Origin of the sequence: Pseudomonas sp. S31 (assembly GCF_016648105.1) — a bacterium.
Taxonomy (GTDB): domain Bacteria; phylum Pseudomonadota; class Gammaproteobacteria; order Pseudomonadales; family Pseudomonadaceae; genus Aquipseudomonas.
Genome location: NZ_JACVVE010000004.1, coordinates 30,563 through 42,214, shown reverse-complemented (window position 1 = coordinate 42,214; position 11,652 = coordinate 30,563). Strand labels below are relative to the sequence as shown.

General features: G+C 65.2%; 11 protein-coding genes and 1 pseudogene. 8 read left to right on the top strand and 4 right to left on the bottom strand.

Annotated elements, in window-relative coordinates; translation table 11 throughout:
* Positions 1 to 36: 36 nt before the first annotated feature.
* From ptaA to IAE37_RS04965, 3 genes are read right to left on the bottom strand one after another with little or no spacing between them, the layout of a single operon-like run.
* On the bottom strand, positions 37 to 1,146 hold the full coding sequence (ptaA, locus tag IAE37_RS04975) for a pyoverdine biosynthesis transaminase PtaA (protein ID WP_201170109.1): 1,110 nt from the start codon (positions 1,144 to 1,146) through the stop codon (positions 37 to 39).
* An 18-nt stretch (positions 1,147 to 1,164) separates the two neighbouring features.
* Entirely contained in the window at positions 1,165 to 2,043 is an 879-nt protein-coding gene (gene pvdO / locus IAE37_RS04970) for a dihydropyoverdine dehydrogenase (RefSeq protein ID WP_201170099.1), read from the bottom strand.
* Positions 2,040 to 3,416, bottom strand: a complete 1,377-nt coding sequence (locus IAE37_RS04965; protein ID WP_201170630.1) for a dipeptidase — start codon at positions 3,414 to 3,416, stop codon at positions 2,040 to 2,042. The genes pvdO and IAE37_RS04965 overlap by 4 nt, the downstream gene beginning before the upstream one ends.
* Positions 3,417 to 3,562: 146 nt before the next feature.
* Between IAE37_RS04965 and pvdP the strand changes: the two genes are divergently transcribed.
* A complete protein-coding gene (gene pvdP, locus IAE37_RS04960; protein ID WP_201170097.1) occupies positions 3,563 to 5,170 on the top strand; it encodes a pyoverdine maturation tyrosinase PvdP in 1,608 nt (535 codons plus the stop codon).
* A gap of 45 nt (positions 5,171 to 5,215) precedes the next feature.
* Here pvdP and azu read toward each other — a convergent pair whose 3' ends face one another.
* Complete coding sequence (gene azu / locus IAE37_RS04955) at positions 5,216 to 5,665, bottom strand: azurin (protein WP_201170095.1); 450 nt, start codon at positions 5,663 to 5,665, stop codon at positions 5,216 to 5,218.
* Between the two features lie 106 nt (positions 5,666 to 5,771).
* Between azu and IAE37_RS28730 the strand changes: the two are divergent.
* The 7 genes and pseudogenes from IAE37_RS28730 to IAE37_RS04920 all read left to right on the top strand — a co-directional run.
* Positions 5,772 to 6,545: pseudogene (locus IAE37_RS28730) on the top strand (cellulose synthase subunit BcsC-related outer membrane protein); the annotation flags it as partial.
* Positions 6,546 to 6,607: 62 nt separating this feature from the next.
* Positions 6,608 to 7,012, top strand: coding sequence for a cellulose synthase subunit BcsC-related outer membrane protein (locus IAE37_RS28725; protein WP_328822693.1), 405 nt, complete (start codon positions 6,608 to 6,610; stop codon positions 7,010 to 7,012).
* Positions 7,013 to 7,461: 449 nt separating this feature from the next.
* Positions 7,462 to 8,556, top strand: a complete 1,095-nt coding sequence (sfnG, locus tag IAE37_RS04940; protein ID WP_201170090.1) for a dimethylsulfone monooxygenase SfnG — start codon at positions 7,462 to 7,464, stop codon at positions 8,554 to 8,556.
* A gap of 134 nt (positions 8,557 to 8,690) precedes the next feature.
* Positions 8,691 to 9,290, top strand: coding sequence for a DUF2491 family protein (locus IAE37_RS04935; RefSeq protein WP_201170088.1), 600 nt, complete (start codon positions 8,691 to 8,693; stop codon positions 9,288 to 9,290).
* 12 nt (positions 9,291 to 9,302) lie between these two features.
* A complete protein-coding gene (locus IAE37_RS04930; RefSeq protein WP_201170086.1) occupies positions 9,303 to 9,725 on the top strand; it encodes a DUF350 domain-containing protein in 423 nt (140 codons plus the stop codon).
* 16 nt (positions 9,726 to 9,741) lie between these two features.
* Positions 9,742 to 10,476, top strand: coding sequence for a DUF1190 domain-containing protein (locus IAE37_RS04925; protein ID WP_201170083.1), 735 nt, complete (start codon positions 9,742 to 9,744; stop codon positions 10,474 to 10,476).
* A 2-nt stretch (positions 10,477 to 10,478) separates the two neighbouring features.
* Positions 10,479 to 11,636, top strand: coding sequence for a glutathionylspermidine synthase family protein (locus IAE37_RS04920; protein WP_201170081.1), 1,158 nt, complete (start codon positions 10,479 to 10,481; stop codon positions 11,634 to 11,636).
* The last annotated feature ends 16 nt before the right edge of the window (positions 11,637 to 11,652 follow it).

Sequence of the window (11,652 nt, the reverse complement as noted above, 5' to 3'; positions counted from 1 at the left end):
CTTCATCAATTCGGGGCTCCTTGACGGAAAGTCGGTTCAGGCGTGTTGCATGACGCGGAAGAAGGACTGCTCGAACGCGCGCATCTGTTGCTCGGTACCGACGCTGACGCGCATCCAGTTTGGCCAGGCGGCGAACACCCGCCCCACGCGCACCGCACGTTGCTCAAGTGCCTCGATGACCGGCGCGGCAGGGCGCCCGAGGGCGACCATGAAGCAGTTGGCCTGGGCTTCGGTACAGCGGTAGCCGGCAGCGCGCAGGCGCTTGAGGACGCCGTCGAGGACCTGGCGGTTGATGCGCTTGCGTTCGGCCACCAGGTCGGCCTGTTGCAGGCTGGCGATACCCCCCAGGGCGGCGGCCAGGCTGACGAAGTTGCGGCCATTGAAGCGTTGCAGCGCCTCCAGCACGTCAGGTTTGCCGATGGCCAGGCCCAAACGCGCGCCGGCCATGCCATACAGCTTGGAGAAGGTCCGCAGTACCAGCACGTCGTCATGCTGCACCGCCAGGTCCAGGCAGGGTGGGGCGTCGGAAAAATGGATATAGGCCTCGTCGATGATCGCCAGGCAGCCGGCGGGCTTGTGTGCGACCAGGTGCTCGATGTCGGCGCGGGGGGTGAGCGTGCCGGTCGGGTTGTTCGGGTTGCACAGGTAGAGCACGCCGGCCTGGGCGTCGGCGGCCAGCATGCCGCGCACATCGTGGGCGTGGCGGGCGTCCAGGGGCACCTCGTGCACGGCCGTATCGAGGGCCTTGGCCCCGGCGGCCACCGAATCATAGGTGGGCGCGCCGGTGACCACGCTGCGTTTGCCGGCGTAGCCTGCCAGGGCGCACTGCAAGGGGGCGCGCGAGCCGCTGAACACCCCGACGTGGTCCGCCGGGATCTGGTTCTGCTCGGCGAACAGCTCGATCAGCTGCACCTGTTGTTCATACTCATAGCGCCCACTGTGGCGGGCGCCGCGTTCCATGGCCTCGATCGCCGCCGGGCTCGGCCCATAAGGGCTTTCGTTGTAGTCCAGGCGTACGCTGTCATCGCCCGCGAGCGGCGCCACGGTCGCCGGCGCGGCGCCTTGCGCAGCCCAGGCGGGTAGGGCGGGAGCGAGGCTGGCCAGGGTGGCGCTGGCGACGAAGTGGCGTCGGCTTAGGGCAGTCATGGTACGTCTCCTCTGGGGTCAATCCTCTTTGGCACCGTCGAGATCGCGCGCTACGCGAAAGCCCAACCAGTCACCGCGTACTTCGGGTTTGCGTTCGTTGCGGTTGCCCGAGCGCGAAAAGATCGCCGGCTCGCTGTAGTCGTTGCCGCGGATCTGCCGATGCTCGCAGGTGCCGCCGGTGGTCCAGGCGCTACCATCGGTGGGCGCGCCGACGTAGTCGGTGTGCCAGCAGTCTTCCACCCACTCGTAGACGTTGCCGTGCATGTCGTACATGCCGAAGGCGTTGGGCGCGAAGCTGCCCACCGGCGAGGTGAACGAGAACCCGTCGGCAGGGCCATAGACGTTGGCGTGCTTGCTGATCGAGTATTCGCCCTCTTTGTCGAACGGGAAGGGGAACGAGCCTTTGGAGCCGCCGCGGGCCGCATACTCGCGCTCCGCCTCGCTGAGCATGCGGTAGGGCTTGCCGGTGGTCTTGGCCAGCCAGGCGATGTAGTCGCGCGCCTCGAACCAGGTCATGCACACCGCCGGTTGGCGTGGGCCCTGGTCGTAGTGCGGCTTGCCGTTCTGGCACAGGCGCCCGGGGCGCAGGTCGCCGTCGGGCAATACCGTACCGGTGGCCTTGGCGTAGGCCTGCCATTGCTCGGCGGTGATGGTGAAGCGGCTGACCGCGAACGGGCGGGTGAAGGTGACGGTGTGCAGCGGGCCTTCGTCGTCCTGCTTGCCGACCTCGTCATCCGGGGTGCCCATGACGAAACTGCCGGCAGGCAACACCACCATTTCCGGGCAATCTTTCTTGCAGTCGGTGAAGACCTTGCCCGGTTCCACCGGGTCGGCAGCCATGGCAGGGGCCGACAGCGACAAACAACCTAGAGCACACAACAGGTTCAGGCGATTCATGGATGTCCTTGCAGGTGAGCGACAGGAGTGGCGGCCGGCTTGGCGGCCTTCTGGGCGGCTTCCCAGGCACGCAGGAAGTTGCCGCCCCAGAGCTTGGCGATGTCCTCGTCGGAGTAACCGCGCTGCATGAGTTCGGCAGTCACGTTGCGGCTCTCGCCGACGTTCTGGTAGCCGATCACGCCACCACCGTCGTTGAAGTCCGAACTGATGCCGACGTGGTCGATACCGACCTTCTTCACCGCGTAGTCGATGGAGTCGACATAGTCCGCCAGGGTCGCCTCGGGCTCCTGGCGCAGGATGTCGTAGAAGGGCGTGAGGAATTCGCCGAACTTCTTTTCCGACCAGATCGAGAACACCGGGTCGGTGGTGGTGCCCATCTGCGTCTGGTTCTGCACGTCGGGCAGGCCATAGCGGGCACGCAGCTCGTTCATCCTGGCGATGGTCTCGCGGGAGAACGGCTTGAGGTATTTGGAATAGGCGACGATGTTGACCACGCCATCGGTGGCCTTGATGGCGGCAAGGTCGGCGTCGCTGAGGTTGCGGCGGATATCCATCATGCCCTGCACGCCGGTGTGCGAGGCGATCACCGGCGCGCGGCTGAGTTTGGCGACCTGGGCCAGGGCCTGGCTGGACATCTGCGACACGTCGATGACGATGCCCAAGTCGTTGAGCTTGGCCACGGCGCGGCGGCCGATGTCGGAAAGGCCGCCCAGCGGGTCGACCGAGTCACCGAGGAAGGGCAGTGGGCGGGCGGAGTCGACCCAGCTGTTGTTGCCCACGTAGCCGGGGCCGAATACCCGCACGCCGCGCGCGGCCCACAGGTCGAGCTTGTCGATGTCGTCGCCTAGGGGCGCGGCGTTGAGCATGCTGAGGATGATGGCGAATTTGCCTTCGCCGGCCAGGCGGCGGAAGTCCGCAGGGCTGTAGGCGATGCCGGCCTGGTTGGGGAAGTCCCGGGCGATGCCGGTGACGATCTTGTAACGCACCTCCAGCTCGTTGGCCATGGCGGCCTGGAAGCCTTCGGTAGGGCGGTGCGGCCAGTTCGGCCCGCTCCAGAACTCCGGCCATGACCAGAGGGCGATGCTGGCCCCGCGCAGGCGGGCTTTGCCGGCCTTGACCAGGTCGAACTGGGTCGGGCCATCGCGGTCGGCTTCACGGCCTTCGCTGCCATAGTTCAGGGGCACGTCCAGATGGGCATCAAGCGCCAGGATGCGCTCTTGCAAGGCGTTGGCCCGGTGCTCGATAGCGAGGTTGGAACGCGAGGTGGGAAGGTACACCCAGTACCACCAGGCACCGGCGCCTGCGGCTGTCAGCAGAACGACCAAGGCCACCAGCCATGGCCACTTGCGCGATAAAATCCGGTGTTTCGTCATTGCCATTTCGACCCGCTTGCAGGACGGCCCCATGCCGTTCGAACTTGTTGGGTGAAACGAGCTGACTGCGACAGAATTTACAAATCCCTAAATCGCCCCGGCAACCATTCGTTTTCGCTGCAGTAGTCACGTCATGAGTACAGTGGATGAAGGTGTCACGTCGAGGATTGCTGGCAGGTCTTGGGGCCGCCGGCGTACTGCTGCCCGCAGGGTATTACGCCCGGCAGAAATGGGTCGCCGCCCAGGAAGCCGAACTCGCTTCCGACGAGCCGTCGGTGCAGGTCGCCGACCTGCCCAATGCGCTGCTGGGCGAGCGCCTGGCCGGGATCTGGGACTGGCACATGGTAGGGGGCGAGCAGGCGCTTGGCGAACTGGCGCGGCCACTGCAACTGCTGCTGGACGTGGGCCAGGGGGCACGGGCGGTGCGGGGTTTGCTGGGCGTGCCGCCGTATGGCGAGGGCTTGCAGGTATATGGCCGGCTGGCCGCCGAGCGCCTGCCGCACCTGCGCTTCAAGCTGGTCGGCAGCGCTGGCCAGGGGTATGACTGCGAGGCGGTGCTCGATGAGATCTGGACGGTGTGGAGCCAGGGGGGCGGTGAGGCGACGATCAGTGGCCAGGTCCGGCTGGCAGGGGGCCAAGCCGGGTACTCCGGGCCTCAGGCGCGGTTCGTCGCCAAGCGTCGACCCTTCGTGCAGGCGCGTGAGCGGCTGGCCTACGTGCCTGCGCTGCATGAGCGCCTGGTCTCGCCAGGGTGGCGCTACTTCCATCAGCTGTGGCATGCCGCGCGCGACCGCTGGCACCGTATCGACGAGTCACGCCGCCAGGCCGTGCGCGCCCTCGGTTGGCAGGCCGGGCCACTGGGCAAGGAACGCAATGCCCGTGGCCATGACCGCCACCGCAATGGTTCGGGCGAAGACTTCCTGTTCATGCACCGGCATATGCTGCACGGCGTACGTGAGGTCCAGGACCTGCGCTCGTGGCCGAGCCTGCCAACGCCGCGGCCCTATGTAAGCGAGAACGCCCAGGCGTTCGCCGACTACGTGAGCAACCGCAGCGGCTACAGCGTGCCGCCGACCTGGCAGGCCAATGGCGATGGGCACTTCGATCAGTGGCTCTATCACATCAAGAGCCGCGAGGGCTTGTATGCCAACTTCCAGCTGTGGGAATCGCAGCTGCATGACCCGGAATACCTGAGCACCCTGTGCCTGGGCGAGTTGGGCTCGCGCATCGAGCTGGGCATCCACGACTGGTTGCACATGCGCTGGGCAGCCATGGGCCGCGACCCGCAGACCGGCTGGCCGATGCCCTACGCACGGCGCAATTATGACTTCGCCGAGCGCTGGTTCGATGCCGAGAACGATTTTCTCGGCGATCCGTTCTCGTCCCATGTCAATCCGGTGTTCTGGGCGTTTCATGGCTGGATCGACGACCGTATCAACGACTGGTTCCTGGCCCATGAACAGGCCCACCCGGGCGAAGTGCGGCAGATGACGGTCAAGGGCATTCCCTGGTTCGCGCCGGGGCGCTGGGTCTGCGTGGCCGATCCGTGGCTGGGGCCTTCGAGCCAGGGCTGTGGCGCCTGGGGCAAGCCCAACGGGGGCGGCAGCGAGTTGGACATCGAAACCATGAAGCTGGCATTGCAGGTGATCTTCAGCCCCGAGCAAGAGGCCGACCGGCTGATGCAGCGCGTGCCCCAGAGCCGCCCCTGGTTCGCCCGCTACCTGGCCCCCGGCCCGCGCCGCGACGGGCTCTGATCCTGGCCCCGGTGGTCACCCCGTGGGGACCACCGCGCCTTGCGCTCAGTCGCTAAGGGTCAAGGTGCCCTTCATCATGGTGGCGTGGAATGGGTAGGAGCAGAAGAACACGTAGTCATCACCCTTGCTCAGCTTTGCGGTGTCCAGGGTCACCGTCGCTTTCTCGCCACCGCCAATCAGCTTGGTATGCGCCAGCACCCGGGCGTCGCCCGGCTTGATGTAGTCGTTGCTTTCGCCCGCCTTGGCGCCATCGTCGACCACGCCTTTGAGGTCGTCATTGCGGGTCAGCACCCAGTTATGGCCCATGACGTTCTTCGGCAGGCTGCCAGGGTGCTCCAGGGTCACCTGGAACTGCTTGCAGCTGGCGGGCACGGCGATGGTCTTGAGGTCGTAGGTCATCTGGTCGGTGCCATGGATGGTCACCGAGCACGAGGTGTCGGCGAAGGCGAAACCGGAAAGCGTCAGTGCAGCCAGGGCTGCGGCAGTGCGAAGCATGGTCTATCTCCAGAAATGAACGGACGGCGCTTGGCGAGCACCGGCCTAGAGATGACGAAGCCCGGCGCCGAGGCTTTAGCCAGGGCGCGGTAATTGCCCACGCGTCATGGCGCCGCGGCAGGGCCGCTATCCTGCCCCCTGCCATGCAAAGCGCAGGAATACGTCTACATTCATCTGGGTAACGGAACCTCATCGCCGCACCTGTTTTAGCAGGAATCCGTGCGGCGCCTGGACGGACCTTGCCATCTGGAGGTGGCCCGCTTTGTTTGCATCGACCCTGGCCGTGCCCGGGCTGCCCGAGAGACAAGCGGGTATGCGCGTCGGTGGCCTCTACTGGCTGACCTGCGAAACCCAGGAGACCGCCGACCGCCTGAGTCGCCAGGTGCTGGCCGGGCAGCCGGGTTCGGTGCGTGCGGTGCTGGTCAATGCCGCCGGTTCAGCCCGTGAGCTGGTCGCGACCATCGATCCGGCACAAGGGCCTGGGCGTCTCGGGTTGTTCGACCTCAAGCCGCAGGCGCCGGTGCAGATGATCCTGGCCCTGCTCAAGGATGCGCCACGGGTGCGCGGCGGCGATCGCGCGCTGTGGGTGATTCGTGTCTCGCTCAAGGGCTGGGACGAAATGGTCGCCGAGTGCTTCGACACCGATGCCGACGGCCTGCACCGCGAGGCCTTTGGCAGTTGCTCGTTCCGTGGCCGCACGGCATCCGGCGAGGTGCCCGCAGGCTGCCCTGGTGGTTCGGAAAGCGCCGATGGCACCACCTTGGCCGTGGGCTGGCAGACCGACCGCTTCAGCGCCGACATCGGCACTTCGCCGCTGGGTTTCGAGGAGCAGAACATCCTCGGTGGCCTCAACTACAGCGGCAAGACCCTCGGCACCGGCTGGACCGCGACCTGGGCGGCTATACCCTCGGCCAGGGTGGTTACTACAGCCCGCAGCGCTATGTGTCGCTGGGTCTGCCGGTCAGCTATGCCTGGCGCAATGCCGACTGGTCGGTGTACCTGGAAGGGTCGCTGGGCTATTCGTGGGCGCGCAGTGACGCCGAACGGGCGTTCCCGCTGGACTCGGTGAACGACGATATCCTCGCCCAGTACCCGCTGCTGGTGTCGAGCAATATCGGCGGGATGCGGGGTGGGGATAACAATAGCGGCGTGGGCTACATGGCCCAGGCGTTCGTCGAGCGGCGGCTGGATGACCATTGGGTGTTGGGCGGCGGCTTCACGGCCCAGCGCAGCGAGGACTATGCGCCTAACCGCGTGTTGATGTACCTGCGGTATAGCTTCGATGTGTGGCAGGGGAATCTGCCGTTGCCGGTGAATCCGCTCAAGCCGTATGCGGATTTTCGTTGAGGCTGGGTGGGTTGGCTTGGGATTTGTGGGGCGGCGGATATCGAGCGCCGCCCGCGCGGCGCTTCGCGGGTAAACCCGCTCCTACAGATTGTTTCGGGCCAATAATGCCTGTGAGATTTCCCGGGCCCGCCGCGATACCTCGGCGGGCGCAAAGGCGGGCAACCATGGCTTTACAGGTTCGGCACGTTGCAACCAATGTAGGAGCGGGTTTACCCGCGAAGCGCCGCGCGGGCGGCGCTCGATATCCGCCACCCCACAAATCCTAAGCCAGCCCCCTGTCAGCCTCACCACTGTTGCCAGCCAAACACCCAGCCAACACCCTGTTGCCCGTCGGGCATGTACCACGGCCTGGGTTTTTCTCATCTCGTTGATTCATGAGCTTTTCATCAGCTGGCACGGTTGCTGCTCTGGCTCCAATACCCATTCTGGAACTGCCAAGGAGCCACCCCATGAGCCAAACCCCTCTCAAATTCGCCTACTGGGTCCCCAATGTCAGCGGTGGCCTGGTGGTCAGCAACATCGAGCAGCGCACCAGCTGGGACATCGACTACAACCGCAAGCTGGCGCAGATCGCCGAACAGGCCGGTTTCGACTACGCCCTGTCGCAAATCCGCTTCACTGCAGGCTACGGCGCCGACAACCAGCACGAATCGGTGACCATCAGCCACGCGCTGCTGGCGGCCACCGAGAAGCTCAAGGTCATCGCCGCGATCCTGCCGGGCCCCTGGAACCCGGCGCTGGCGGCCAAGCAGCTGGCGAGCATCGACCAGTTCACCAACGGCCGCATCGCCATCAATGTGGTGTCGGGCTGGTTCAAGGGCGAGTTCCACGCCATCGGCGAACCCTGGCTGGACCACGACGAGCGCTATCGCCGCTCCGAGGAATTCATTCGTGTCCTCAAAGGCGTCTGGACCGAGGACAACTTCACCTTCAATGGCGACTTCTATCGCTTGCGTGACTACACCCTGCGGCCCAAGCCACTGCAGCAGCCGCACCCGGAGATCTTCCAGGGCGGCAGCTCGCGCGCGGCGCGCGACATGGCGGCACGGGTGTCGGACTGGTACTTCACCAATGGCAACACCGTCGAGGGGATCAAGGCCCAGGTCGATGACATCCGCGCCAAGGCAGCGGCCAACGGGCATTCGGTCAAGATCGGCGTCAATGCCTTCATCATCGCTCGCGACACCGAGCAAGAGGCGCGTGCGGTGTTGCAAGAGATCATCGACAAGGCCAACCCCGAGGCGGTCAAGGCGTTTGGTCATGAGGTCAAGCATGCCGGCTCTGCAAGCCCCGAGGGCGAGGGCAACTGGGCCAAGTCGAGCTTCGAGGACCTGGTGCAGTACAACGACGGCTTCAAGACCAACCTGATCGGCACGCCGCAGCAGATCGCCGAGCGCATCGTCGCGCTGAAGGCCGTCGGGGTGGACCTCATCCTGTCCGGGTTCCTGCATTTCCAGGAAGAAGTAGCGTATTTCGGCGAGCATGTGCTGCCGCTGGTGCGGGCGCTGGAGGCGGGGGAGCAGCCCGTGCCAGCGGTCGCATAAGCGACAGTGGCGTATGACCGCCCAACGCGACATCTAGAGGACATTTGTTCTAACAGACACTGCATTGGCTGGACCAGGGAAACCGGTTATCGTGACGCCCCCTGCAAGGAAGCTGCGATCAACCGGAGTGTTCGATGTCGCCCATACACCTGGCCAGCCCGCCCTTCGGCCTGCTCAGTGGTTCCACCTTTACCCCCGCCGCCTCGCTCGGGCCATTGCTCTCTGGCTTTTCCGAGCTTCAGGTTCCAGGCCCGGAAACCATCGCCGCTGTAGGCGAAATCGACCTTGGCCAGTCGGTGCGCCTGCTGCGCTTCTACATGGACAACGAAGACTACTGGCTGCAAGTACTGATGCATGGCCGCGAAGCGGGCGACATCGTCTTGTTCGGCTACCACAGCGCGCAGCCGCTGCAGGGCGACGCGCAGGTGCAAGAACTGGTCGGCGGGCAGGCCCCGGCTGGCCTGCCGATCTACAGCCATGAAGGCTACCTGTACTCGCGCCAATGGGGCCGCGAAGAGGGGCGTACGCCCTGGGTCGAACTGCACGAGCAAGTCACCGGCCCGGCGGGGCGCCATGGCATCCGGCACTTGTCGATGCTGTATGCCCGCGATACCGGTCTGGCCGAACGTCGCGAATTCCTGCTGCTGTCGCTCGAGGAGGATGAACAGGGTGCGCTGCTGTTCACCACCTCGCTCGGCACCACTTTGTTTCCCACGGATTTTCACATCACCTGACAAGGACATCCCATGCTCGACGCCCTGCGCCAGTCGCTTAACGCTTCGGCCGTGACCGGCTTCATCCTGTACATCAGCGTGGCACTGCTGGTGTTCTGGTTGTTCCAGTTCATCTACACGCGCCTCACCCCGCACCGCGAGTTCGCCCTGATCCGCGAGAACAACCCGGCGGCGGCCATTGCCCTGGGTGGCTCACTGGTCGGCTTTTCTCTGCCGGCCAGCAACATCATCGCCTACAGCGTCAGCATCGTTGATTTCGTCGCCTGGGTGGTGATCGCTGGCGTGGTGCAGTTGCTTGCCTTCGGCCTCACCAGCCTGGTGCTGCGCGGCTTGTCCCGGCGCATCGCCGAGGGTGAGCTGGCGGCCGCCATCTACGCCGCCAGCGTTGCGATCAGCGTCGGCTTTCTCAACTCGGCCTGCATGACGCCGGCCTGATGCGCGAGGAAACCCGATGAAACGCAGTTCCGTCAAACTGGTGCTGGCCAGTTCGCTGCCCCTGGCGCTCACTGCCTGTGGGCCGGGAGAAGAAACCTACACGGTCAGCCAGCAGGTCAACTACGAGAGCCTGGAGGCTTGCGTGGCCGACCAGGTGCCGCACAAGGTCTGCAACGATGCGCAGCGCGATGCCTTGATCGCGTACTCGGCCATGACCCCCAAATTCCCTACTCTCGAGCAGTGCGAGGCGCAGTTCACCACGGGGGGGTGTGGCCTTGCGGTAGGCGGAGGCTACCAACCGAACATGAGCGGCTTCGAACTGCAAAGCAGCGCCGAAGTGACCCAGTCGCAACTCGATGCCGGCTATGCCCAGGGCGGCGGCTATGGCCATATCGCTACCGCGGCGGTGGTCGCCGGGTTACTGGCGCAGGGGAGCGGTATAGGGGGGCGCCGCTATGCGGGCCAGCCGTTGTATGCCTATCGCGATGGTAGCGGCCAGCGCTTTGGCCGGATTGGCCAGCGTTTCGGCACGGCGGGTGGTATCCAGCGAATGCGCAAGGACGAGGAGCAGGGTAGCGGTGGGGCGTCAGGCGGCGGAGGCGGCTACTACGGCTCCGGCAGCGCCGGTAGCTCACGATCAAGCGAAGCCCGCTCGGCTTCCTCGGCTTCGGTTACCCGTGGTGGCTTCGGCAGCCAGGCCGCCGCGCGCAGCGGTTGGGGCGGCAGGTCCAGCAGTTTCTTCGGGGGCTGAGCATGCGCAAGGTCGAGTGTGACGAACGTCCGGACTGGCGTGCCACCGCTGCTCGCGAAGGCTTTGCCTTCCATACCATCGACGGCGATCGCTATTGGGACGAGCGGGGCTATTATCAGTTCAGCGAAACCCAGGTCGAGCGTGACTTGCTGGCGCCCACCGAGGAGCTGCACGCCCTGTGCCTGGATGCGGTCGAGCGCATCGTCGACAGCGAGGCGCTGCTGGCGCGGCTGGCGATCCCGCCGGCGTTCTTCGATCTCGTGCGTGATTCGTGGAAGGCAGGGCAGGCGCACCTCTATGGTCGCTTCGACTTCAGCTACGACGGCCACGCTCCGGCGAAACTGATCGAGGCCAACTACGACACGCCCACCTCGTTGTACGAGGCGGCGGCGTTCCAGTTGATCTGGCTGGAGGAGCAGATCCAGCGTGGTGTGCTGCCGGCCGAGGCCAGCCAGTTCAACACCCTCGCGGACGACCTGGTGCAGGCGTTCGCCGCCATGCCCAGCGCAGGCGACTTCTACTTCTCGACCGTGTCAGGATCGGTGGAAGACCGCGGCACTACCGATTTTCTGCGCAAGATGGCCGAACATGCAGGCATTCGTACCCGGCATATCGACCTCGAGGACATCGGTCTGGCCGAGGATGGCCGTTTCGTCGACCTGCACGGGCGGTGCATTCCGCGTCTGTTCAAGCTGCATGCCTGGGAACATATCTTCCATGAGCCGTTCGGCGCGGCGATTGCCGGATGCGGTACGCAGTTCGTCGAGCCGCCGTGGAAGGCGCTGATTTCCAACAAGGGCATCCTGGCGCTGCTGTGGCAATGGCACGAAGGTCACCCGAACCTGCTACCAGCGTTCGTCGATGCCGAGCCCCAGAAGGCGGTGCCCAGGGGATGGGTGCGCAAGCCTTATTTTTCCCGGGAGGGAGCCAATGTCGACATCCGGACAAGCGAAGGGCTGCGGGTATTCGAAGATGGGCCTTACACCGATGCGCCATACATCCTGCAAGGTTTGGCGCCGCTGCCCAAGTTTGGCGACAGCTACTCGCTGATCGGTGCCTGGGTCGTGGGTGGCAAAGCCAGCGGAATGGGGATTCGTGAAGACGACTCGTTGATCACCAAGGACAGTTCGCGGTTCCTGCCCCATGTCGTGCTGGGTTGATGAGTCTGCTCAAGTC